The organism is Chryseobacterium sp. 22543 (genome assembly GCF_052044565.1).
Lineage (GTDB): Bacteria > Bacteroidota > Bacteroidia > Flavobacteriales > Weeksellaceae > Chryseobacterium.
Genome location: NZ_JBQENH010000004.1, coordinates 492,872 through 516,565, shown reverse-complemented (window position 1 = coordinate 516,565; position 23,694 = coordinate 492,872). Strand labels below are relative to the sequence as shown.

Genomic DNA, 23,694 nt, shown 5'->3' with positions numbered 1-23,694 from the left:
TATTATTTTGTTGAGATTAATTTTCCGTCTTTATAGACCTCTGTTTTTTCTATGCTTCCGTCTTCACGGTAATGAACCCTGTTGCCATTTCTCTTGTCGTTGGCAAGTTCAGTTTCACGCTGTAATTTTCCTGATGGATAAAATACTTTCCATTTTCCGGTTGCAAGGCCGTTGTCATACTGGCCAATGTCTTTCACTGATTTTCCGTCTTCATGGAAGGTTTTGCTTTCACCCTGTAATTTATTGAATTTATAATTTGAAATTTCAGTTATTTTGCCGGCTGGAGAATAAAAAGTAGCCGTAAGACTGTTATCATAAATATTCTTTTCTCCGTTTCTGAAAGCCTCTTTGGAAGTAAGTACTCCGTTCTTATCAAAATAGGACCATTCTTTTACTTTAAATCCTTTTTTATACTCTCCTTTAGACTGCATTTTTCCGTTGTCATAATAAAAAATAGCCTCTCCGTCCAGCTTTCCTTTTTCCCATTCTACTGTATTTTTTACCTGCCCGTTGTCATAAAATTCTTTACAGGATCCTTCCTGTAACCCGTTTTTATATCCACATGGTTTCTGTGCCATAATCATGGCAGACGTGGAAAAAAACAATAGAAACATGTACTTCATAGCTATTTTTATTTCAAAAATAGTAAAATACTTATATTTGACTCAAAAATATACTATGAAAAAATTATTCACATTATTCATATTGATGTGGGGATTTATGTATCTGGGAGCACAAAATACATATTATCCTCAAGCTTTTTTTGATAAAAAACTAGCCAGAGACATGCTGGGATTCGGGAATTCTACGATTGAAGGCGTTGCTTCCACAAAACAAAAAAACAATTGGGGCATCAAACCATTGCTTGGAGAAAAACATTATGCACCCAAAGGAACAGTTATCATGCTTTTTCCTGTCACTCCTTATTTTGAGGAATTTTATGACATGAGAAGGAAGTATGAAAACAAAAAAACAACGGTGTACATGTCTGAAGAAGCTTTTAAATACAGAGTGGAAGCTTTAACGGATGATCACGGCAGGTTTAAATTCGAAAAACTGAAACCTGGTAAATATTATCTTGAAACGATCGTAAATTTTACAGCGACGGCAAGCTATCAGCAGCAGACAGGAACTTCAAATGCTTATAACGGGTATGGAGCTTATCTGTATTCAACCCCCATATACAGTACGTTTTTCTATGGATACTCGGCTGCCAACAGGGAAAGCAAGTTTGTAGAAATAAAACAGGACGGCGAACTCAAAGAAATCAAGCTTTAAAAGCTTGATTTTTTATTTTCTGTTCATAATCTGATGTACATTCTTCTCAATATTCTGGGCTAAGGTCTCCATTGGAATATCATTTTCATCATTATTGAAAGGATCTTCAATTTCTTCTGCAATAAGCTCAAGACTCATTAAAACATAATATACAAAAACAGTAAGAGGAATCATGAAAAGACCAATAGTGATCACATAAGCAATAGGCAGAGCGAAAACGTACAGAATAATAAATTTCTTGATAAAAGAAGAATATGAATAAGGGATCGGAGTGTTTTTGATTCTCTCACAGCCTCCGCATACATCAAGAAATCCTGAAAGCTGAGTGTCTAAATACAGCATTTCAATTTCTGAAATTTTACCTTCTTTTTTTAATAAGTTCAATTTATGGGTGAGCAGGATGACAATTTCACTTGGGCCATGGTTTTTTAATGAACTTTCTATTTCAGAATAATCTTCATCCAAAGCCAGCCTTGTAGATTCTTTAGAAAGATGTTTGGCTAAAAAGTGAGGGAAATATTTTAAATATCTTGCAATCTGTTCAGCATCCTGACGGTTGTCACCAAGAATAGTATTGATTTTTATAGCGAAATTTCTGGTATCATTGACCAGTTTCCCCCAAAGCTTCCGGCCCTCCCACCATCTGTCATAAGCCGTATTGGTCCTGAAAACCAATAAAAGCGAGAGTACGAAACCTAACAGCGAGTGAATCATCCCCACATTACTGATTCCTGATTTTGAGGTAAGGTGCAGATATTCCACTTCCAGATACTGAATTCCCCAGGAATACAACCCTATAAGAACCATACTTGGAAAAAGAATCTTCAGTGTATCACTTTTGTGTAAACTGAAAAGGATTTTAAGGAAATGTTTGGTATTGTAGACTCTCATAAATTCACTTGTTACCACAAATATAAATTTTTCATCTGAGCTCTGCTAATAAAGTAAAGAAGCCTGAAGCTGGAAGAGGGAAGTTATTGAAGCCGAAGAAGAGGTCTAAGTTTCCATAAAAAGATTTTATGGAATGAGGTATATATGTTTGTAGACAAATCTTAACTTCCAGCATCTCTCTTCCAGCTTCCTGCTCTTTTAATCTTAATTTTCTCAGGTTTCAAAAAAACACTATTTTTATTTCGCATTAAATACAAAATACATGATCCTCGAAAACGTAGATATTGTAAATAATATCAGTAAAGAAGATTTTCAGAAGAATTATTTTAAAAAGCAGAAACCTCTTTTAATTAAGAATTTTGCCAGTCGATGGGATGCTTTTGACAAATGGAATCTGGCTTACATCCGTGAAAAAGCGGGAGATCAGGAAGTGCCGCTGTATGACAATAAACCTGCGGATGCTGCGAAAAGCTCTGATGCTCCGGTAGCCCGGATGAAAATGAAAGAATATATTGATACTATAAAAAGTAAACCTTCAGATCTGCGTATCTTTTTCTATATCATTACAGACAGACTTCCTGAGCTGCTGAAAAACTTTACGTATCCGGATTTGGGGATGAAGTTTTTTAAAAGACTTCCAACGTTATTCTTCGGGGGAAGTGATGCTCATGTTTTAATGCATTATGATGTGGATTTGGGTGATTTTATGCATATCCATTTTGAAGGAAAGAAAAGAATTCTTTTGTTTGATCAGAAGCAGTCACCATTTTTATATAAAGTTCCTTTATCTGTTCATACCGTTTATGAGCTGGATTATGAAAACCCTGATTATGAAAAGTTTCCGGCTTTACAATATGCCAAAGGGTACGAAATTTTTATGGAGCATGGTGATGCACTCTTTATTCCGGGAGCTTTCTGGCACTTCAACAGATATCTGGAGCCTGGTTTTTCACTTTCTTTGAGAGCGCTTCCCAATAAACCGAATGTCTTTGCCAATATGCTGTATCATGTTTTCATTATGAGATATACGGATAAACTCATGAGAAAACTTTTCAAAGCCAAATGGGTGAGCTATAAACAAAAATGGGCTTACAGAAAGAGTTCGGAAGCCCTGGAAAAACATCTAAAGTCGGGAAAATAGACAGTATACCTTAGATTATTTTAACGCAGGGAACGCAAACTTTTATTTGCTGATAAGGGTTCGCAAAGGCGTTTCACTCAGCGAAGAAAGCTTTCGGTTGCTAAATGAAATGCCTTCGAACGAAAATAAAAGGAGTCAATATCAATTTTCTTTGCCTCTTAGCGTTAAATTTTGGATTAATTTTATTTATTGATAAGACCGAAGATTGTTGCATCTACGAATTTTCCTTTTTCAAAAAAATAATCTTTCAAGGTTCCTTCTTTACTGAAATTTAATGAAGACAGTAGCTTTTCAGAAGAAATATTGGAGGGATCAATGAAAGCATCCACCCGGTGAAGTCTCATAGATTCAAATCCGTAAGTCAGAATAGGGAGAATAGCCTCTTTCATATAAGATTGCTGCCAGAATTTAGGATTGAGCTCATAACCAATTTCAGCTCTAAAGTGTTCCCTGTACCAATTATGATAGCCGCAGGTGCCAATGACTTTTCCATTGGATTTCAGCTCCAAAGCCCATCTGAAACCTTTCCCATTTTCGAATTCATTGTTAAAATGCTGAATAATGCGTCGGGAGTCTTCTTCTGTTTTGAAGGTATCCAGATCATAATATTCCATAACTTCATCCAGAGAAAAATACTCGAACAGGTCTTGGATATCATCGAAAGTAAGCTGACGTAAAATAAGCCTTTCAGTCTCTAAAACAGGAAATTCCATGAATGATGTGATTTGATGGTGAAAATACAATTAATTACTGATAAAGAAAAGTGGGGAAGATTAACCTCTAAACAATTCTCTTACCCTGAATTTATTTTTCTAAATTTGGGGCTCATTTTTTACTATGGCAAAAGCAGCGAAGAAAGAAACTCCGTTAATGACGCAGTACAATACCATCAAGGGTAAATATCCTGATGCGCTATTATTATTCAGGGTTGGGGATTTTTATGAAACTTTTGGGCAGGATGCTGTCAGAACTTCTCAGATTCTGGGAATTGTCCTTACCAAAAGAGCCAATGGCGATGGGCATATAGAGCTGGCCGGATTTCCGCATCACTCTGTAGATTCTTATCTTCCAAAATTGGTAAGAGCAGGGATGAGGGTGGCGATCTGCGATCAGCTGGAAGATCCTAAAATGGTGAAAGGGATTGTAAAAAGAGGGGTAACTGAATTGGTTACACCTGGTGTTACCTTCAATGATCAGGTTTTAAATTCAAAAAAGAATAATTTCCTGCTTTCTCTACACAAAGAAAAAGAGAAATATGGAATTGCTTTAGTGGATATTTCTACAGGAGAATTTCTGGTAAGTGAAGGAAACCTGGAAAAGCTGCTTCATATTGTCAATACTTTTGACCCAAGTGAGATTATTTACCAGAGAAGTGTACAGATTCCGGAGCAGATTAAGAATAAAAGTGCCTTTAAACTGGAAGACTGGGCGTTCCAATATAATTTTGCCTACGAGAAATTAACGAATCATTTTAAAACCAATTCTTTAAAAGGGTTTGGAGTAGAAAACCTTCCACTGGCTATTACTGCAGCAGGAGCTATTTTTGCCTATCTGGTAGAAGATACCCACCACAATCTGCTGGCCCATATTACAAAACTTCAGATCATTCCACAGGAAGATTATCTGATGATGGATAATTTTACCCTGAGAAACCTTGAAATTGTTTATCCCAGTAATCCACAGGGAAAATCGCTGCTGGATATCATTGATAAAACCTCTACTCCGATGGGAGGAAGGCTTTTGAGAAGAAGAATCATTCTTCCTTTAAAATCAGTGGATGAGATTATGAGAAGGCTTTCTCTGATTGATTTCTTAAACGAAAATGATCATCTGAAATATGAAATCTGCCAGCTTCTGAGATCGATTTCTGACTTAGACCGATTGATGGGAAAACTGGCTGCAGAGAAAATTTCACCTAAAGAATTGGGATATCTTCGCCAAAGTTTAATTAATATCCATAAAATCAAAGCATTACTGCATCCTCATGCGGATGTGCTGGCGTGGCTGGAACCTTTGTTTGATCTTGAAGAATTGATTAAGTTCCTGCAGAATCATCTTAATGAAGAACTTCCGGTAAGTATTGCCAAAGGAAATATCATTAAAGAAGGGGTTTCTGAAGAGCTTGACAGATTGAGAAATCTACAGAATAAAGGACGCGGATTCCTGGACGAAATGTGCCAGAGAGAAATTGAGAGAACAGGTATCACAAGCCTTAAAATTGATTTTAATAATGTTTTCGGATACTATATTGAAGTTCGAAATACTCATAAAGATAAAGTTCCGGATGATTGGGTAAGAAAGCAGACCCTGGTGAATGCTGAAAGATACATTACCGAAGAATTAAAGGAATACGAAAGCCAGATCCTGGGTGCCGAAGAAAAAATAGGGGTTCTGGAAACTTCACTGTACAGAAATTTATGTGCAGAAACAATGGTTTATATTGATCAGATCCAGGGGAACTCCAATATTATTGCACAGCTTGATGTGGCTGCCGGACTATCTGAACTGGCTGTTTCTGAGAGCTATACTAAGCCTGTTTTAAATGATGGCTATGCTATCGATTTAAAAGAAGCCAGACACCCGATCATTGAGAATGCACTTCCTCTGGGTGAAAAGTATATTCCGAATGATATCTTTCTGGATAAAGATTCCCAGCAGATTATCATGGTGACAGGACCGAACATGGCCGGTAAATCTGCAATTCTGCGCCAGACGGCAATTGTTTGTCTTTTGGCTCAGATTGGAAGTTTTGTGCCTGCAAAACATGCTGAAATAGGAATGCTGGATAAGATTTTCACAAGGGTAGGAGCTACAGACAATATCTCTGCAGGTGAATCAACTTTCATGGTAGAAATGAATGAAGCCGCCAATATTCTGAACAATATTTCAGAGCGAAGCCTGATTTTGCTTGATGAAATCGGTCGTGGAACTTCCACTTATGACGGGGTTTCTATTGCATGGGCGATTGCTGAATACCTTCATCAGCATCCAACGCAATCCAAGACTTTATTTGCCACGCACTATCATGAGCTGAATGAAATGACAGTCAATTTCGAAAGAGTGAAAAACTTTCACGTTTCTATTCAGGAAAATAAAGGAAACATCATTTTCCTGAGAAAACTGATTCCTGGTGGAAGCGAACACAGTTTCGGTATCCATGTGGCAAAACTGGCCGGAATGCCCGCCAAAGTGGTCAACAGAGCCAATGAAATTCTTAAAACACTTGAGGCGAGCAGAACTCAGGGAGGAGGAGGTACTTCTGAAAGTATCAAAAGAGTGACTGAGGAAAATATGCAGCTTTCCTTCTTCCAGCTGGATGATCCTGTTCTGGAAAATATCCGTGAGGAACTTACAAAAATAGATATCAATACATTGACACCTATTGAAGCTTTAATGAAGCTGAATGCGATAAAAAAAATGATTGGAGGTTAATCCAATCATTTTTTTTAATGATGTTAAAGTTTAGTTTTAATTAGCAGCAATAGCCGTCTTTACCCCTCGGTCCGATAATAAGGAAATGGCTTACTCCTCTTAGTTTACATAGACCTTCTGCACATGCAGCTGCACCTCCGTTGATTTCTTTGAGCTCAGCTTTGGTGAGCCTTCTTTTAAGGTTTGAATTTTTCATATCCGCCTTGTTTAAATATTATCAACCTGGTTAACAGCAAAATCCATCCTGCATGCCAGGCACTCCTGAGCGTTCTTCTCCGGTGTGAGGATCTGTGCAACTTATTACTCTTGGGCAGATGGGTCTGTTGGCTCCGCCACTGATTTCTTTAAGCTCATTTTTACTAAGCTTTCTTTTTTGATTTTTTGAATTTTTCATAATAATTTGAATTTGGTGAAAGCTAATTTACAAGTTATTTTATTATGTTCAAAATATTGTAAGTCAAATTGTTAACTTTTTTTTGACGCAAATATCATTTCATAAAAAAGATTGAGGAAACCCCTCAATCTTTTTTATGAAATGATATTTGCTATTAACAGCATCTTCCTTTGGTGTCACATGAGCCTATAGTCATTTCACCGTCAATATTGCAGAAACAAGTTCCCGGGCAAAGGGGGCCGCTACCTCCATTGATTTGTTTCAATTCACTTTTTGTCAATTTTCTTTTTTGAATGTTTGATTTTTTCATGATAATTTTAGTTTTGATTTGATTTCTTGAAATTTTTTTGATTAGCAACAGAATCCGTCTTTTCCTACAAGACCCGGAACCATTTCTCCCGAATCAGGATGTGTACAGAACCCTCGAAGGCATCTTGGAGGAAGTGCTCCACCATTAATTTCTTTTAGTTCGCTTTTGGAAAGCTTTCTCTTTTGAGTTTTTGATTTTTTCATGGTAATTTAGTTTTTGATTCTACTCAAATATACAAAATCATCTGTATAATTCTATAGCTTGTGAAAAAAATTAACACCTCTGTGTCTAAAAATAAAAAAGAGCGCCTTAAGCGCTCTGTGTTTTATAAATGATTGTATTCGTAAGTATTAACATCCGTGGAACCTGAAGGTGTATTCCCTGTTTTCTCGTAATAGCTTCGAATTTCTTTTGTAGGGTAACCACTGGCATTGTATTCAAAATTGGATTTGAAGATTGTCCATTCAGTTCCGGTTCCATTATTGTAACTGACGATGTGATTGTAGCTTAATGTATTGTGAGCAGATCCGCTTTCATCTTCATTATCAATGATTTTTAGGTATCCGGTAATATTTTTTAAAGGAGCATTTTTGGTATCATATACCACTGTTTTTAAGGTAGAAGTTGCTGTTTCAGTAGTGTTATTTTGAGTTCTTGAAAGAGTACCAGTCCAGCTACTCATCGATCCATCAGCATTCAGTACAGCATTTCTTGTTTCAGATCTTGTTGATCCTGAAGTAGACGCAGTGTATACTATTTTCACATTGTTATTCGCTTGATAAGTATAGTTGGATTCTGAGTTCCATGATCCACCGAAATCAATCCCGTTAATTGTTTTTTTTGATAATCTGCCATTTCCGTCGTAGGTAAATTTCGTAGTAAGAGAGGTATTTGAACCATTGACTACAGACTGGGAAATAAGATCACCTGCATAGATAAATGTAGTTACACTTCCTTCAGTAAGATTTTTGATCTGAGAAATTTTTGAACCGTTATACGTAAACGTTAAAACATCTCCGTCCATCGTCATTTTTGTTACCAAAACCGGACTGTTATCATTGTTATTTCCGTTGTTGTTAGGTGAATCATTATCGTCGTTGCTGCTAGAGCATGATGCCAACAAGAAAATTGGCAGAAGCAAATAAGTTTTTTTCATGGTTTTAAGTTTAAGGCTGTAAAAGTATTAAAAAAATGTATCCATGATAAAAATAAATTGTTCATTTGTAAATAATTTATGAAATAGGTGAATTTTATTTTTATATATCGTTGAATTTTAGTATTTTATGGTTTTTAATATGAAGAATTTAATAAAGATATTAGCTATATTTATATTTTGTACGGTTTTTAAAGCCCAGCAGACTGAAGTTTCTGTGATAAAATATGAAGATCTGGAAAAGCGGATTCAGCAGGAAAAAAACAAATTATTGGTTGTCAATTTCTGGTCAACAACCTGTGGGCCATGCGTAAAAGAGCTTCCTCACTTTATGGAAGTGAATGCTGAGTTTGCTGATAATCAGAAAATGATTTTGGTTTCACTGGACAGGCTGGCAGATAAAGAAAGAGTATTGAAATTTATTAAAAATAAAAACCTTACTGCTGAGGTTCTCTTACTGGATGATATCAAAAGAATGAATACCTGGATCCCCAAGTTTGAAAAAGACTGGGATGGGAATATTCCTGTAACGCTGTTCTATAAAAATGGAGTGAAAGTTCATTTCAATGACGGTGAAATGAGCAAAGAAGACCTTGAAAAAACAATTAAAGAAAATCTACAATAAATAATCAATTATGAAAAACCTGAAAATTTTAATGACCGCATTCATCGTTGGGCTTGGATTACTGAGCTTTACAACGACAGATCATGATAAAAACAAAATTCAGAAAGAGAATATTTCTTCAAAAGGCTATGAAGTAGGAGATGAAGCTGCTGATTTTAAGCTTAAAAATATTGATGGCAAAATGGTTTCTTTAAGCGATTTTAAGAGTGCAAAAGGATTCATTGTTGTATTTACATGCAATCACTGCCCATACGCCAAGAAATATGAAGACAGAATTATTGAGCTGGATAAAAAATATAAAGCTCAGGGTTACCCGGTAATCGCGATTAATCCTAACGATCCTAATGTACAGCCTGAAGACGGCTTCCAGCAGATGATTGAAAGAGCAAAGCAAAAAAGTTTTACTTTCCCATACCTGGTAGATGAAGGGCAGAAAATTTATCCACAGTACGGAGCGACAAAGACTCCTCATGTTTTTGTACTGAAGAAAGAAAACGGAAAGAATATTGTGAAATATATTGGTGCTATCGACAATAATTATGATAACCCGAATGATGTATCCGAATATTATGCTCAGGATGCCGTAAATGCTCTGATAAAAGGAGAGCCGGTAAAAATGACTAAAACGGTAGCTATCGGATGTACAATTAAAATAAAGAAATAATATATTTGCTCACATAAAAATAAAATCGGTGTTCCTTGAATACCGATTTTTTATGCCTAATCCCTTTTGAAATGAAATTACAATTCAGCCTTAAATATCTCCTTCTGACCCTATTTATTTTTCTTGTAGAAGTATTGATTGCCACTAAACTGAGCGGTATTTTCTTCGTAAGAGCTTATCTCGGGGATGTTATTGTGGTGATGCTTCTTTATACTTTCGTAAAGAGTTTTGTAAAAGTAAATGATGAGAAACTGATTCTGAGGATCCTTATTTTTTCATTTTTGATAGAATTTGCACAGTATTTCCATATTGCAGAAAAATTAGGCTTCCGTTCTGGAAGCCTGATGTATATTGTTATTGGAAATTCTTTTTCATGGATTGATAACCTTTGCTATGCCATAGGCTGTCTACTGCTCTATATTTTCGTAAGAATAACAAAAAGTGAAGGCGTAACCTCAACCTCTAATTCCTAATCCCTGCAACCTAACCCCTATTACCTACCTCCCAAAACTGTCATATTTATCCTCTGCATATTTGGTAAAACGGTTCAATAAAGCCACATTTTCCTTTTCCATTGGAGAAAGATCATTGTCTACATTGCTGGAAACCGGGATGTACCAGTCTGTTTGTTCGAAGAAATTTCTGTAGGTTTCTTTTTTGAAAGAGTAACCATGTCTTGCAAATACGGAATTTTTGATGATCTCAAGATCAAGTTTTCTTAAGTTTTTAAGATCTTTTTCTGTCAGTTTCTGCTTGGAGGCATTTAGTTTGAATATTGCTTCTGAAGCGATACGGTTCTTAGACGTTTTATAGCTTTCTGTCTTTCCGGTTTCTTCATCTTTGTACTTTTCTGTAAATTCTTTGGGATTGGACCAGTCTACCAGATCAGAATCCTTATCAAGCATAAAGTTGGGATTATAAACAAACTCTTTTTTAGTGAGCTTAAGTGTTTTTGAAGGCGCTTTAACTGTTGTTTTATCGAAGGCATTCCATTTTCCGGTTAAGCTGTCACCTTTTAGTTTTACTTCAAACCTTCCGTCTGTTTTGTCATTTCCCGGTTCATCCAGGACAAAAGAGGTAGATGTTTCATTGAAAACACCTCTGAACGGGCGTTGGTTGCCATTTACAATACTTTGTCCGTAAACGCTGTCCTTTGTAATTCTGTTGATCTTTAAAGAAATTCTTTTATAATTGTTGACATCATATTCCGAACCATCTGTCTCGTCAACTACCTTTTCCATTCCGGCAAATTCACCTGTGTAAATTCCGTAATATTCTTGATGAACTTCAGGTACTACGACAGAGTCCTTTTTGGCGGTCAGAGAATCTTTCCCCGATTCATTGGTATTTCCCTCTTTTTTACAGCTTGCCAAAGAAACTGCCAGTAAAGAAATAAGAGTGTAATTTACAATTTTCATATATGTTTTTTTGTGATTAAATATTCAATAATAAGGATATTGGGAATCCAGCCCAACCAGGCAATGATCTGATAGACATCCATTGGATTGGGATGAAATAAATATACAATAATTACTTTCCACATTCTCAGAGTAATGGCAGATAATGTAAAAGCAAAACTCCGCCACATCCATTGCTTGTGCTCTTTGAACCTTTTCTGTCTTGCCAGTTGATATGCTTTATATGTTGAAAACCACCATGAAAAGCCCAAAATAACAAAAGAAACCTTTGATAAAAGCCCTCCGTTTGCAAAGAGTCCCATATAGATTCCAGAAGGGGCAGCGAAAATCAGAATGAGAAAAATATACATTTTTCCCATATTCCGATGAAAGTTTTTTAATCCAAAATTCAGTCTGAGAATAGCCAGAAATCCTGAAAGAAGGACAAAAATGCTTGTATAAACGTGAGTATAAAAAAATGTAAGATATTCAGGTCTGTCTATAACTTCCGTCTGTTTGATCATCAGAAAACTGACTTCAGGATTAAAAGGAATGTATTCTAAGGTGATCTTCAGCATCAGCCAAAAGAAATACCCGAATCCTATGATGAGAAGGATTTTAAAGAAGGAATTACTATTTCTTTTAGCAGAGAGCATTTTAATTATTCAAAATTGATAGTGAAAGGGACGGTAAACCAAATCAACGCAGGATGCCCTTTGTATTCTCCGGGAGTCCACTTGGTTTTCATAGATTTCATAGCTCTTTCCACTTCATGATTAAGAGATTCATTTTCTCCTGTTACGATAATAGTTTCTATCTCACCTTTAGCATTGACTGAGAATTTTGCATTGGAGCAGGCTTTACCTTTTGGCCCTTTTATTCGATTAGAATTAATTTTTTGAGTTACATCCCGCATGAATGCAGAAATTCCACCAGGATATTCTGATGGCTTACTTTGCTCAGGTATATTCTCATTTCTGGAATGATCTTCTGTGGGCTGCGTTTTAGTTTCCTGTGTCTGAGCAAAAGCCAGCCCAAATCCAAGGCATAAAATGAATGTTGATATTTTTTTCATCATATTAGTTTATAGTCTGTTTGGATTAGTTTTTTAAATACTTAGGCCCATCGGCATGGTAAATTTGGTTTTAACCGGTTGTCCGTTTATAGTACCGGGCTTCCATTTTTTCTTTAATTTCTTCATAATACGATCCATTTCTTTATTCAGAATAGGACTATTGCCAGTTGTAGAAATTGAGCTAATACTTCCATCAGGATTAACATCAAAAGTCGTTACAGATTTAAATGTTCCAGGAGAGTTCGAAAATTTAGAAATATCCATTTCACTGCTTATATACTTTCTTATGGCTACCATTCCACCTGGAAATTCCGGAGCAATAGATATAGTATCATCTACCTTATGCTCATCTTTATTTATCTCTGACGAAGGAGATGGTGATTGCTGCTCTTCTTTTTGTGTTGTTTGGGAAAAGGCAAACTGAGCTCCTAACAGTAAAATCAGTATTGATATTTTTTTCATGGTTTATGGGGAATTCAGATTATTTATTTTCAAAAAAATCGATAACGAGTTCATTGAACAATTCTGGTTTTTCTTCAGGAACATAATGGCTTGTATTCGGAATAATAGCCAGTTGCCCTTGTGGAATAGATTCCGCTATTTTTACCGTATGTTCTGTTTTTATAAGATCTTTATCGCCAGCAATAATCAATGACGGACACTGAATTTTTTTCAGATCTTCATATTGCCAGTTTGGATATTTAAGGTCAAGATTCAAAAGGTCTATGAAAACATCATTTTTATGGTCTTTATTCTCTTTAGTAAGGCTGGCGAGCATTTCTTTCATAGATTTAAACTCATCATCTTTGACTCCTTCAGGGAAAATATTGGCTCCGGAACAGGCAATTTTATCTACTAGCTGAGGGTATTTCATAGCCATGGATAAAGCAAGAATTCCGCCGTCACTCCAGCCCAGAATCTTTGTTTTTTTGATGTTCAGTTTCTCTAAAAACTGCTTAAGGTCCTCTGTCTGAATATCAAAGGTAAGTTCTTTCGTTTTGTCATAAGTAGATTTTCCACGCTCACGGCAATCTACAATGATAACTTTGTACTTTTTAGCAAAAGTATCCTTTTGGTTCATAAAAGCACTGATGGATTGTCCATTCCCATGAAGCATAAGCAATGGTTCTCCTTCTCCATAGATCTCGTAATATAATTTAATACCATTGACCTCCATAAATTTTCCATCCGGCATGGAACCTATAATGCCCTGACCCTTTATCAGCAATGATTTATGGCCACTGAATGGCTTGTAATCTGAAGATCCAACCGTAAAATGTTTTACATGGGTTATTTTCTGAGAATGGATTCCTTCAAACCAGGCATTTGATGCAGTAATATCGTTCTCAAAACCTGAATTTTCTAAAGGAATTTCAAGCCATTTTTTTGACTTTCCATCATTGACTTCCAACTTGAAATCGTCAAAATAAAAATCTCCATTGTCTTGTGCAAAAGCTCCGATATTGATTGTTTTCGCATTGGTATTGATGATTCCTTTTATTTCATATGTTTTCCATTCATTAGTGACTTTGATTCCATAATATTGATTCTCAAAAAAACCGGTAGAACGGTCTTTATTGTCTATTCTGCACCATAGACCGCAGTTGGAATTATTATCTTTATTGTCTTTTCGGATTTTTGCCGTTACCCGGAAATTCCAGTTTTGTTTATTCTCTATATTTAGGGCTTGTGTAAATGCGGTCCAGCTAGAAACAATAGATCTTTCCTGGCTATATCCTAAGAACAGCCAGAACAGAAGAAGGAATACGAAATTTTTTTTCATGTATTTAGTTTTTAGTAAAAATAGTGTTTTTTACAAATTATTGAGATCCTGTGCAATAAGCCATCCTTCACTCCAGCATGCCTGGAAATTGAAACCGCCAGTCACTGCATCTACATTCAAAACTTCTCCGGCAATATAGAAATTAGGAAGTAATTTTGAAGACATGTTTTTAAAGTTAATTTCCTTTAAATCAACACCTCCAGCCGTCACAAACTCATCTTTAAAAGTAGATTTTCCGGTTACCTGAAACTTCTTTTGACAAAGATTTTCTAGGATCTTCTGCATTTCCTTTCCGGAAATATTAGCAACCTGTTTGTTCAGGTTAACCTTTGAAATGTCTAAAATCTTCTGCCAGAATCGGTTGGTAATATCAAAAATCTTCGATTGTCCGATGGTCTTTTTAGGATTGCTTTGTTTAAAACTATGGAAGATTTCTTCAGCCTCATCCATTTCTATGGAAATAAAATTAACTTCAATTTCAAAGTTATATTTAAGTTTTGCCAGACTTATAGCTTCCCATGCGGAGATTTTCAGAACAGCAGGTCCGGAAAGTCCCCAGTGGGTAATAAGCAGCGGCCCGCTCTCGTCAGTTTTCAGCTTTGGAATGGAGATTCCTGCATTTTCAAAGCTTGTTCCCGGAAGATCTTTAAGCAATTCATCTTTAATATTAAATGTAAAAAGGGAAGGGACGAGGTCTACAATTTTATGACCCAGATTTTCAACCATTTTTAGAGATTTTGGTGAGCTTCCGGTAGTATATACGATATAATCGGCTTCAAAATCCCCCGAATTGGTCTTTACGATATATTTTTCATCCTGCTTTTCAATCTCTTTTACCGTACATTTTGTTTTTACAGAGACATTTTTCTTTTGGGTTTCGTTCAGAAAAGTATTGATGATCGTCTGAGAAGAATTACTTTCAGGGAAAGTTCTGTTGTCATTTTCAATTTTCAACGGAACATTACGCTGGTCAAACCATTCCATCGTGTCTCCAGGCTGAAATTTGCTGAAAACACTTAATAGTTCCTTATTTCCACGAGGATAAAACTGAACAAGTTCTCTTGGATCAAAGCATGCGTGAGTCACATTGCAACGCCCACCTCCGGAAATTTTAACCTTCTGAAGAACATCCGAGTTCTGTTCTAAAATCGTAATTGTATATTTCTTTTCGTCAAGATTGGATGCGCAGAAAAAGCCTGCAGCACCGCCTCCGATAATAATGATCTGTTTCATGTATATGTAATCCTATGCGGAAGATTATTTTTTCAAAAGTACAATTTTTATAAACCATCTTATTTGAGTATTTTTGAAGATTATAATTTTAACGAGACCAAAAATGATTTTCTACCATAAATTTGAAGTGCGATGGAGCGATCTTGATGCCAATAAGCACTTAGCCAATTCATCATATGTACAGTATTGTGCGCAAGCCAGAATGGCTTTTATGACTAAAGAGAAAATGGGAGTTACCCAGCTAAGCAGATGGGGAATTGGTCCTGTTATCCTGCACGAAAGATATTCTTTCTTCAAAGAAATATATGCAGATCAAATTGTCATTGTAAGTGTGGAAATAGATGGTTGTGCAGAAGATTCTTCCATTTATCGTTTCGTACACAAATTCTATACACCAGATGGAATGCACTGCGCCACTGCAGAAGCTACAGGAGTATGGATTGATATGATGCTTAGAAAAATGACCACTCCGCCGGATGATGTAGTGGAAGCAATGAATAAATATAAAAGCCCGGAAACGGTTGTATTATCGAAAGAAGATTTCAAAAAATTTCCTTTCCATCCACACAATATCGACCCGGCAGAATTGATTAAATAATTCAAAGTTTAAAATTCAAGGTTCAATGTTTAGAGTTTGAGAAGCAATTTTAAATCATTCATACTTTTTACATTGGACATTAATAAAAAAAATCATGTTTGAAGATAAATCACAGGAGCTGACGCCCATTTCAAAATTAGGAGAATTCGGTCTTATTAAGCATTTGACAGAGCATTTTCCGCTATCCAATGAATCTTCGGAGCTTGGAGTAGGAGATGATGCAGCGGTTATCAATCCTGATAACAAAAAAATAGTTCTTACCACAGATGTGCTGGCGGAAGGAGTACACTTCAATCTTGGGTATGTACCATTGAAGCATTTAGGTTATAAAGCGGTGGTAGTAAACCTTAGCGATATTGCAGCAATGAATGCAACTCCTACACAGATATTGGTTTCTCTTGCGGTTTCCAACCGTTTTCCGGTGGAAGCTTTAGAAGAAATCTATTCCGGAATTCAGGCTGCTTGCGGAAGATACAAGGTTGATCTGATTGGAGGAGATACTACAAGTTCCAATTCGGGGCTGGTGATGAGTATTACCGCTGTAGGAATTGAAAATGAGGAAAATATCGTAAAAAGAAGCGGAGCAAAACCTAATGATCTTCTTGTGGTAACCGGAGATTTAGGGGGTGCCTACATGGGATTACAGATTCTGGAAAGAGAACATGCTGTGTATCTTGCAGATCCGAACATGCAGCCGGAAATGGAAGGCTACGACTATATACTGGAAAGACAGCTGAAACCTGAAGCAAGAACAGACGTTAAAACGATTTTGGAAGAACTGGATATAAAGCCAACTTCTATGATTGATATTTCAGACGGCCTGGCTTCCGAAATCCTTCACCTTTCAGATCAGTCAAAAGTAGGATTCAGATTGTATGAAGAAAAAGTACCACTGGACAACCTTACGATCTCTACCGCGGATGAAATGAATTTGAATCCGGTAATGACTGCTTTAAGCGGTGGTGAAGATTATGAACTTTTATTTACGATTTCGCCAGATGATTTTGATAAAATTAAAAATCACCCGGATTTTACCATTATAGGTCATGCCGTAGAAAAAGAAGAAGGAAACTTTATGGTGGCGAGAGGATCTAACCAGTTGGTAGCACTTACTGCTCAGGGTTGGGATGCTTTTTTAAACCAATAAAATGTATACGTTTACCGTACTACCGGTTTTAGTTATTATTGCATTCATAATAGTGACTCTTTATAAGCATTACATTAAAAAACAGGATCAGAATCTGAAAGAATCGCTCTTTTTTGTTTTTTTCTTCGTAACAGTCTGGAGTTTGATTTATTATTTTGTTTTTAGCTAAAAATAGACTGATGATTATAAATATCAGTCTGATAAAATTGAAAAATTATATTTAATTTTAAATATTGTAAGAGAACCGCAGCACTTTTTTTGCTGTGGTTTTTGTTTATAGTTAATTACTTTACAATATAGTGATGATTACACCCGAAAAAGAAATCCCGGTTCACCATCTGACTTCCGAAGAATTTCAGATGAGTACTCTGAGTGCAGCAGGCCCGGAGAATTTTCATGATGTTCACCGGCATAATTTTTTTGAAATTATCTGGTTCAGGGAAGTGTATGAAAATAGCCGTTTGGAACTGGATTTTGAAAGCTATAAACTTGAAAACAATCAGATCTGTATCATTGCACCAGGACAGGCATTCAACATGAAGCTGGAAGGAGAGGAGGGATACGCAATGGCGATAAGCAGGGAGATTTTCAACGAAGCCTGTGATATAGAATCGGTACTTACAGGAGGAGAGCTTCCCTTTTTTTTAAATCCGGAAAATGAAAAAACCTGCAGTACAATTATATCATTGATTGAGCAGGAATATAAAGCTACATCAAGAACAGAACTCTTAAAGGCATATCTGAAAGCATTTTGTATCATTATTGGAGAACAAATTCATACTCAGGAACCTTTATTGAATGACCGTCAACGGATTCAGGAACTGGTGGGGCTTATTGAGAAGCATTATATAGTGCATAAAGAAACAAGTTTCTATGCAGCTCAATTAAAGATAAGTACACATCATCTTAATGATATTGTGCGCCTTTTGAGAGGAACGACAGTCAAAAAAATGATTTCCCAGCGTCTTATCCTGGAAGCCAAAAGAGAACTTAGCTTTGGAGCGCTCACAGTAAAGGAAATTGCTTTTAAACTCGGTTTTAACGATGCTTCATATTTTTCAAGGTTTTTTAAGAAACATACTAGCCAAAATCCTGACAGTTTTAAGAATAATGAAAAAATATAATCCTCAATATTTACTGTAATGATGGGCTTAAAATAATATTTTTCATTTATTGTTGTATTTAAATCTTCAGTTTGTCCTATACTTCCTTCAGTTCTTTTATTGAAATGTGGTGCTTTTTACAGCAACTTTGCAGCTGAAAAACCGCCTGTGAAGGCTTATGTATTTATGAAGAAGAATTTGAATATTGTAGTGTTTATTTTGGCACTGCTCAACACACTGGAGTCGCTAAGTATAGATCTTTATCTTCCCGCTTTCCCAAGTATGGCTAAAATCTTTAATACCGATATCGGACATATCCAGATATCCATTTCGGTGTTCTTTGCCGGGTTTGCTTTTGGACAACTGTTATGGGGGCCTTTATCTGACAAAAAAGGGAGAAAACCCATGCTGTATTGCGGGCTTTTACTTTTTATTATAGGAGCTACGGCCATCTATTTTACCTCAGATATTTATGTTTTATGGGCAATGCGTTTTCTGCAGGCGTTCGGAGGAAGTGCCGGAATTGTTATTGGTAGAGCGATCATTATTGATCTTTATGATAAACAAAAATCGGTAACAATCTTTTCCCAGCAGTCTCAGATCAGTGGTATCGCTCCTATTGTGGCTCCGCTATTGGGAAGTGTTTTCCTTAAATTCTGGGGCTGGAACAGCTCTTTTGCCTTTTTATGCATCATGGGACTGATCACATTTTTCATGGTATACAAATATGTACCGGAAACCAACAGCAGAATCAATCTTCCTGATGAGGAGCTGGTGAATGAAAAAGGATTAAAAGACCAGCTGAAAATGATCATTTCCAACAAAGATTTTATCAACAGTACAATGGTGGGAAGTATTGCTTTTGCATCCCTTATTATTTACATTTCAAATGCGCCTTTTCTATTCATGGAGATCCATGGGTTTTCGAGCAGTACATTTAGTTTTATATTTGCTTTTAATTCCCTGGCATTGATCACTGCGGCCTATATTACTCCAAAGCTGATCAAGAGAATAAGCAACTCAGCACTGTTATTTATAGCTACCATTGTATTACTGGTGGTATGTTCCCTTCATATTCTGATTGCCGCTGAAAACGTTTCTGTAGCCCTGGAAATTGCAATGCTTTATCTGTCATTATTGGCTATCGGTATCTTATTTCCTATTACATCCGCCCATGCGCTGTCTCCATTTAAAGAAGGAAGAGGAACAGCGGCGGCTTTACTTGGATTCATGCAGCTGATGGTTACATTCTTAATCTCAGCATTACTGGGTTTTTTAGAAGCAGATTCTATCATTCCAATGGTGGTAACACGCTCTGCAATGGCATTGATTGCAGTATGGTTCGGGTATTGTATTTTTAAAAATCAAAAAAGAGAAAGCTTACTTGCCAGTTCTAGTCCGGAAACTCATCCTCTTATTTGATCCTGTTGTCATACTATCCGGACACTTAATCAAGTAATTTTTGTGAAAAATAACCAAAGGGTTCTCTTTGCATAAAATTTAAAATATGAAAAGAACCCTTTCGACAGTTTTATGCTGTTTATTGCCATTAGGATATTGGGTAAATGCACAATCCGGGCTCTCTGCGGAGCTAAAAACAGAATATATTCCGGGCTCAAACTATATCCGCCCTGAAGACAGTACAAAGACAAATTCTAAAAGTGATTTTAAAAGAATAGATCTTAACCTGAGTATTCCTTTATCTGTAAAAAAAGATACCGACGGAAAAGTAAGATCATGGTCGATGTTATTGAGTGGATCTTATGCGAAGATGACGCATAAAAATTATGAAACTCAATTATTTCCGGATGAGATGCTGAATGCACAGGTCGGAATACAGCATATGAGACCTTTAGGCAAAAAGTGGAGTATGATGATGACGGCATCCGTGGGAGTGTATACAGACCTTGAAAGAGTCAGTTTTGATGATGTACTGGGACAGGGAGGAATTTTGTTTATCAGACATTTTAATCCAAATCTTTCGTTGGGTGGAGGGCCGGTGCTCACCACAGCTTTTGGAGTTCCTATGATTTTACCATGGATCTATTTTGACTGGAAGACCAACGGGAAAATTAAATTCAACATCAATTTCCCACAAGGGATGGAAGCCGGTTATCTGTTTTCAGATAAATTTGCTTTAAAAGCTGTTGTAGATCTTAACGGGATGACGGCAGAGAGAAATGTAGGCGGAAAATCTATACTTTTGGGTTATCAGCAAATCACTGCAGGACTCAGACCGGAATTAAAAATCAATGACAATCTTACATTGCGTCTCACGGGTGGAACAGCAATACTGAGAAGTTTCAACGAAAATGACCGAAAGATCAAAAGTATTTTCAGAGACAAAAAAGTAGCAGATCCAAGGTTTGCAAGTACATTCTACGCTGCCGTATCACTGCGCTGGAATCTGCCATAAAAAATGCCGGAGGCGGGGAATTTGATAACTCCCAGCTTCCAGCTTCTCTCTTCCACTACTTACTTATTAATTTCTTATACACCACCTGATTAAGCAACTCTTCTTTACGGGTACGGGAAATAGGAAGCTCAATTTTATTAATGAAAAGACGTCCTCCCGAGATCATATCAATATGGGTAATATTGATGAGGTAAGATTTATGAATCCTGAAAAAATGATCTGAAGGAAGAGATTCCTCAATCGCCTTCATCGTCTGGTGAATAGTCAGTGATTTGTCTTTAAAATGAAGTCTGGTATAATTCTGCATACTTTCAATATATAAAATATCTACCCAGGAAACCTTAATAAAGGAGTCGGACTGTCTCACATACAGAAAAGGATCATCCAGAGGTGTATTTTTTTTCAATTTTTCACTGATGATAAACTGCTGCTGGGCCTTATTTACAGCCTGATAAAAACGGTTAAAGGCAATGGGTTTTAAAAGATAATCCACTACCTGTAAACGGAATCCCTCCAAAGCATATTCAGAATAGGCTGTGGTAAGAATACACAAAGGCGGATTTTCCAGCTGTTCCAGAAATTCAAGACCAGTAAGATAGGGCATGTTGATATCCAAAAAAAGAAGATCTATTTGGTTTTCCTTTACTTTGGTGTCTGCTTCCAGTGCTGTAGCGCACGTATCTTCAACGGATAAAAAATCAATTTGACCAGCCAGTTCTTTAAGATGGAATCTTGCAAGAGGTTCATCATCTATAATCAGGCATTTCATTTTAGGAATATTACAGCTCATGATGATCAGATAAAGTAAGAATTAAAGTTATTTTGAAGATATGATGATCTGATTCAATTTTTAAATCATGAGAATCAGGGTATTGCAGCTTTAAACGTTTTTTTACATTTTGAAGACCAATTCCGCCCGCTCCGTCTTTCTTTTTATGGGTTGCCATATCGGAATAGGGATTTTCAACATAGAAATAGAGGTTATTGTCTTTTTCTTTACAGGAGATTTTCACATACCCTTTATGCCCGGGAAGTCTGCAGACATATTTAAAGGCATTTTCAATAAAAGGAACCAGCAGTAAAGGAGCAATAAATGTTTTCCTGTTATCAATTTCCCAGGAAGCCTTTACCCCAAGCTCATTTCCCCATCTTAATTTTTCTACCTCCACAAGATTCTGAAGGTATTCTATCTCTTTATACAAAGGAACCAAAGGCTGGTTACAATGATACAGCTGATACCGTAGAATATCTGAAAATTTCATCAGTAAAAAATCTGCAAGCTGCGTGTCCGTTTTCATCAGAATATGAATGTGGTTCAGAATATTGAATACCACATGCGGATTGATCTGATCCTGTAGAAGTTTGAGCTGGTTTTCAAGATGAGCCTGCTGAAGGAGAATATGGTCACGTTCTATTCTTCCGTGTTCTTTATAAAATTTTATGCCACATGCCACTCCGGTAATAAGAAAGGAGGCTGGTAAAGACATATAAAAGCCCTGCCATACAATAGGCAGCTGATCTGAAAAACTCTGTGGAAGAGGGTTTTTTGGAGTGACTTCAAGATAAGTAAAAATAACAGCGAAGATCAGGCTCAATATGAAAATAACAATGACTGCCTGTATCAGAAACTGGTTCATCTTTTTTTCCCGTAAGGCTTTTGATAGAAGCTTATTGGTTAAAAAATGGGTGAATGTAAAAGAAGAAGCTGTAATGATAATAGCCTGAATAACAGCAAGATATTTTTCTGTAGAAATCTGAATATTACACCACAATACAATAGCAAGAGTAAGCCAGAATATAAAAGTAAATACGTATTCTTTGAAAACAAAAGATTTTGTCATAGAACTGGAAATAGGTTGATAAAAAAATAGAAACTGCAGGGAAACAGTTTCTAATGGTAAAGATAATTTAAGTTTTTTAGAACAGGAAATAACCTATTCCAAGGGAAAAACTATGGGGTTTGGACTTAAACTCTTTACTGATGCTTGAAAGACCTGTTTCATACCTGAGATCTACCGTGAAGTTTTTATAATCTACCCCGATACCTCCCGTAATTCCAATATTGGATTTGTCGAATTTTTTAAAACCTTCCTGCAAAGCCTCAGAAGAAGATAAATTATTATTAAAGGCATAGCTGTAAACACCTCCGGCAAATGCTCTTACATTAAAATCATTGGTTTTGATGAATTTATACCCTACCACTACAGGAATATCAATAGCGTTCCATGAAAGTTTGGAAGAGCTTCCGTCTTGGGATTGGTATGATGTTTTTCTTTTGTTGAACAGAGCCTCTCCCTGCACATATAGTCTTCCGATATCCATTCTTGTCATTACTCCTGCCTGATAACCGAATCCGTATTTCCCTTCTAAGGAAGAAGATTCCGTTGAGGTTTTTGTAAAATTTGCTCCTCCCTTTACTCCGATGTGAAAAGCCGGGGTCTGCTGTGCTTTCGTTTCTATGGTGCAGGAAATGCACAATAATAGTGAGCTCAGCGCTAAAAATTGCTGCTTCATAAATTAAGTGTTGTTAAAAATCTGTTGCAAAACAACAATTATGAAGTATGGGATGAAATTTTATTTGATGAACGGTAAAGATACTTTGACAAGAATCTGTTTTAGGGTGAAAAATAAAACCGAAAGTATCTCTACTTCCGGTTTGCTATTACTAATACGGTTGTTCTTCACAGATCGAAGGTGGATTACATCCGCCGCCGCCAGGATTTCCGCCGCCTCCTACAAAGATGCATTGTCCCGGATTTCCGTCTTCATACATTTCACATGCATACCCCCAGGCACATTGGCAGTCGTCCTGACAATTATAAGAATTACCTCCCATATGGCAGCCATCTATTCCGCTGCCCAGAATTGTAGTTAAGTCCTTTCTCAAAAGTTTTTTCATTGTTTTCATGATTAATTTGGTATTAAATGTTATTGTTTAAAATTGTACATCCTTGTAAATATAATAAAATTGTCTTAATGAATTGTAAATGAATTGCATGCAGATGCATTATGAGAATAAAGCCACTACAGGAGCGGCTTTATTATGATAGATAG

At 36.4% G+C, this 23,694-nt stretch carries 29 protein-coding genes; 11 read left to right on the top strand and 18 right to left on the bottom strand.

What is annotated here, in order from left to right:
* Positions 1-2 precede the first annotated feature (2 nt).
* On the bottom strand, positions 3-623 hold the full coding sequence (locus tag ACTJIP_RS16780; RefSeq protein ID WP_440704857.1) for a toxin-antitoxin system YwqK family antitoxin: 621 nt from the start codon (positions 621-623) through the stop codon (positions 3-5).
* Between the two features lie 55 nt (positions 624-678).
* Here ACTJIP_RS16780 and ACTJIP_RS16775 point away from each other — a divergent pair, with 55 nt between their 5' ends.
* Positions 679-1,278, top strand: a complete 600-nt coding sequence (locus tag ACTJIP_RS16775; protein WP_228408580.1) for a hypothetical protein — start codon at positions 679-681, stop codon at positions 1,276-1,278.
* A gap of 12 nt (positions 1,279-1,290) precedes the next feature.
* On the opposite strand, the gene ACTJIP_RS16770 is transcribed toward ACTJIP_RS16775, so the two are convergent.
* On the bottom strand, positions 1,291-2,169 hold the full coding sequence (locus ACTJIP_RS16770; protein ID WP_077413287.1) for a bestrophin family protein: 879 nt from the start codon (positions 2,167-2,169) through the stop codon (positions 1,291-1,293).
* A 262-nt stretch (positions 2,170-2,431) separates the two neighbouring features.
* Between ACTJIP_RS16770 and ACTJIP_RS16765 the strand changes: the two genes are divergently transcribed.
* Complete coding sequence (locus ACTJIP_RS16765) at positions 2,432-3,310, top strand: cupin-like domain-containing protein (protein ID WP_077413288.1); 879 nt, start codon at positions 2,432-2,434, stop codon at positions 3,308-3,310.
* Between the two features lie 182 nt (positions 3,311-3,492).
* Here ACTJIP_RS16765 and ACTJIP_RS16760 read toward each other — a convergent pair whose 3' ends face one another.
* Positions 3,493-4,023 (bottom strand): GNAT family N-acetyltransferase, encoded by a 531-nt coding sequence (locus ACTJIP_RS16760; protein WP_077413289.1) that lies wholly within the window; start codon positions 4,021-4,023, stop codon positions 3,493-3,495.
* Positions 4,024-4,147: 124 nt separating this feature from the next.
* Here ACTJIP_RS16760 and mutS point away from each other — a divergent pair, with 124 nt between their 5' ends.
* Positions 4,148-6,742, top strand: coding sequence for a DNA mismatch repair protein MutS (gene mutS, locus ACTJIP_RS16755; protein WP_077413290.1), 2,595 nt, complete (start codon positions 4,148-4,150; stop codon positions 6,740-6,742).
* A 40-nt stretch (positions 6,743-6,782) separates the two neighbouring features.
* Here mutS and ACTJIP_RS16750 read toward each other — a convergent pair whose 3' ends face one another.
* From ACTJIP_RS16750 to ACTJIP_RS16730, 5 genes are all read right to left on the bottom strand, one after another.
* Positions 6,783-6,938, bottom strand: a complete 156-nt coding sequence (locus ACTJIP_RS16750) for a hypothetical protein (protein WP_175627169.1) — start codon at positions 6,936-6,938, stop codon at positions 6,783-6,785.
* Positions 6,939-6,968: 30 nt separating this feature from the next.
* Positions 6,969-7,136, bottom strand: coding sequence for a bacteriocin (locus ACTJIP_RS16745; RefSeq protein WP_139348444.1), 168 nt, complete (start codon positions 7,134-7,136; stop codon positions 6,969-6,971).
* Positions 7,137-7,290: 154 nt separating this feature from the next.
* The gene (locus ACTJIP_RS16740; RefSeq protein WP_139348445.1) at positions 7,291-7,446 is read right to left on the bottom strand and encodes a bacteriocin; all 156 of its coding nucleotides are present in this window, start codon (positions 7,444-7,446) and stop codon (positions 7,291-7,293) included.
* 41 nt (positions 7,447-7,487) lie between these two features.
* Entirely contained in the window at positions 7,488-7,649 is a 162-nt protein-coding gene (locus tag ACTJIP_RS16735) for a hypothetical protein (protein ID WP_172625708.1), read from the bottom strand.
* Between the two features lie 122 nt (positions 7,650-7,771).
* On the bottom strand, positions 7,772-8,602 hold the full coding sequence (locus ACTJIP_RS16730) for a hypothetical protein (RefSeq protein WP_077413292.1): 831 nt from the start codon (positions 8,600-8,602) through the stop codon (positions 7,772-7,774).
* A gap of 139 nt (positions 8,603-8,741) precedes the next feature.
* Between ACTJIP_RS16730 and ACTJIP_RS16725 the strand changes: the two genes are divergently transcribed.
* From ACTJIP_RS16725 to ACTJIP_RS16715, 3 genes are all read left to right on the top strand, one after another.
* On the top strand, positions 8,742-9,224 hold the full coding sequence (locus tag ACTJIP_RS16725) for a TlpA family protein disulfide reductase (protein WP_077413666.1): 483 nt from the start codon (positions 8,742-8,744) through the stop codon (positions 9,222-9,224).
* A 10-nt stretch (positions 9,225-9,234) separates the two neighbouring features.
* Positions 9,235-9,888 carry a thioredoxin family protein gene (locus ACTJIP_RS16720; RefSeq protein ID WP_077413293.1) on the top strand — a complete coding sequence of 218 codons (654 nt, stop codon included), beginning with the start codon at positions 9,235-9,237 and terminating at the stop codon, positions 9,886-9,888.
* Positions 9,889-9,959: 71 nt separating this feature from the next.
* Positions 9,960-10,361 carry a DUF2809 domain-containing protein gene (locus ACTJIP_RS16715; RefSeq protein WP_180564895.1) on the top strand — a complete coding sequence of 134 codons (402 nt, stop codon included), beginning with the start codon at positions 9,960-9,962 and terminating at the stop codon, positions 10,359-10,361.
* Between the two features lie 24 nt (positions 10,362-10,385).
* Here ACTJIP_RS16715 and ACTJIP_RS16710 read toward each other — a convergent pair whose 3' ends face one another.
* From ACTJIP_RS16710 to ACTJIP_RS16685, 6 genes are read right to left on the bottom strand one after another with little or no spacing between them, the layout of a single operon-like run.
* Positions 10,386-11,306, bottom strand: a complete 921-nt coding sequence (locus tag ACTJIP_RS16710) for a YARHG domain-containing protein (protein WP_180564896.1) — start codon at positions 11,304-11,306, stop codon at positions 10,386-10,388.
* On the bottom strand, positions 11,303-11,941 hold the full coding sequence (locus ACTJIP_RS16705; protein WP_180564897.1) for a DUF2306 domain-containing protein: 639 nt from the start codon (positions 11,939-11,941) through the stop codon (positions 11,303-11,305). The genes ACTJIP_RS16710 and ACTJIP_RS16705 overlap by 4 nt, the downstream gene beginning before the upstream one ends.
* Before the next feature lie 5 nt (positions 11,942-11,946).
* Complete coding sequence (locus ACTJIP_RS16700) at positions 11,947-12,360, bottom strand: hypothetical protein (protein ID WP_440704856.1); 414 nt, start codon at positions 12,358-12,360, stop codon at positions 11,947-11,949.
* A gap of 33 nt (positions 12,361-12,393) precedes the next feature.
* The gene (locus ACTJIP_RS16695; protein WP_077413298.1) at positions 12,394-12,822 is read right to left on the bottom strand and encodes an energy transducer TonB; all 429 of its coding nucleotides are present in this window, start codon (positions 12,820-12,822) and stop codon (positions 12,394-12,396) included.
* Between the two features lie 19 nt (positions 12,823-12,841).
* Positions 12,842-14,143, bottom strand: coding sequence for an alpha/beta fold hydrolase (locus tag ACTJIP_RS16690; protein ID WP_440704855.1), 1,302 nt, complete (start codon positions 14,141-14,143; stop codon positions 12,842-12,844).
* 30 nt (positions 14,144-14,173) lie between these two features.
* Positions 14,174-15,376, bottom strand: coding sequence for an NAD(P)/FAD-dependent oxidoreductase (locus tag ACTJIP_RS16685; RefSeq protein ID WP_440704854.1), 1,203 nt, complete (start codon positions 15,374-15,376; stop codon positions 14,174-14,176).
* 103 nt (positions 15,377-15,479) lie between these two features.
* Between ACTJIP_RS16685 and ACTJIP_RS16680 the strand changes: the two genes are divergently transcribed.
* From ACTJIP_RS16680 to ACTJIP_RS16660, 5 genes are all read left to right on the top strand, one after another.
* Entirely contained in the window at positions 15,480-15,974 is a 495-nt protein-coding gene (locus ACTJIP_RS16680) for an acyl-CoA thioesterase (protein ID WP_047380131.1), read from the top strand.
* A gap of 94 nt (positions 15,975-16,068) precedes the next feature.
* The gene (gene thiL, locus ACTJIP_RS16675) at positions 16,069-17,121 is read left to right on the top strand and encodes a thiamine-phosphate kinase (protein WP_440704853.1); all 1,053 of its coding nucleotides are present in this window, start codon (positions 16,069-16,071) and stop codon (positions 17,119-17,121) included.
* 302 nt (positions 17,122-17,423) lie between these two features.
* On the top strand, positions 17,424-18,245 hold the full coding sequence (locus ACTJIP_RS16670; RefSeq protein ID WP_077413301.1) for a helix-turn-helix domain-containing protein: 822 nt from the start codon (positions 17,424-17,426) through the stop codon (positions 18,243-18,245).
* Between the two features lie 165 nt (positions 18,246-18,410).
* Positions 18,411-19,646, top strand: a complete 1,236-nt coding sequence (locus tag ACTJIP_RS16665; RefSeq protein ID WP_440704852.1) for a multidrug effflux MFS transporter — start codon at positions 18,411-18,413, stop codon at positions 19,644-19,646.
* A gap of 85 nt (positions 19,647-19,731) precedes the next feature.
* Positions 19,732-20,640 carry a DUF6268 family outer membrane beta-barrel protein gene (locus ACTJIP_RS16660; RefSeq protein ID WP_077413303.1) on the top strand — a complete coding sequence of 303 codons (909 nt, stop codon included), beginning with the start codon at positions 19,732-19,734 and terminating at the stop codon, positions 20,638-20,640.
* Between the two features lie 55 nt (positions 20,641-20,695).
* On the opposite strand, the gene ACTJIP_RS16655 is transcribed toward ACTJIP_RS16660, so the two are convergent.
* The 4 genes from ACTJIP_RS16655 to ACTJIP_RS16640 form a co-directional block, all read right to left on the bottom strand.
* Positions 20,696-21,430, bottom strand: coding sequence for a LytR/AlgR family response regulator transcription factor (locus ACTJIP_RS16655; RefSeq protein ID WP_077413304.1), 735 nt, complete (start codon positions 21,428-21,430; stop codon positions 20,696-20,698).
* Positions 21,420-22,481, bottom strand: a complete 1,062-nt coding sequence (locus ACTJIP_RS16650) for a sensor histidine kinase (RefSeq protein ID WP_077413305.1) — start codon at positions 22,479-22,481, stop codon at positions 21,420-21,422. Before ACTJIP_RS16650 ends, ACTJIP_RS16655 begins: the two co-directional genes overlap by 11 nt.
* 76 nt (positions 22,482-22,557) lie before the next feature.
* Positions 22,558-23,154: a porin family protein gene (locus ACTJIP_RS16645; protein WP_077413306.1), complete on the bottom strand. Its 597-nt coding sequence runs from the start codon at positions 23,152-23,154 to the stop codon at positions 22,558-22,560.
* 151 nt (positions 23,155-23,305) lie between these two features.
* The gene (locus ACTJIP_RS16640; protein ID WP_139348448.1) at positions 23,306-23,539 is read right to left on the bottom strand and encodes a hypothetical protein; all 234 of its coding nucleotides are present in this window, start codon (positions 23,537-23,539) and stop codon (positions 23,306-23,308) included.
* Between the last annotated feature and the right edge of the window lie 155 nt (positions 23,540-23,694).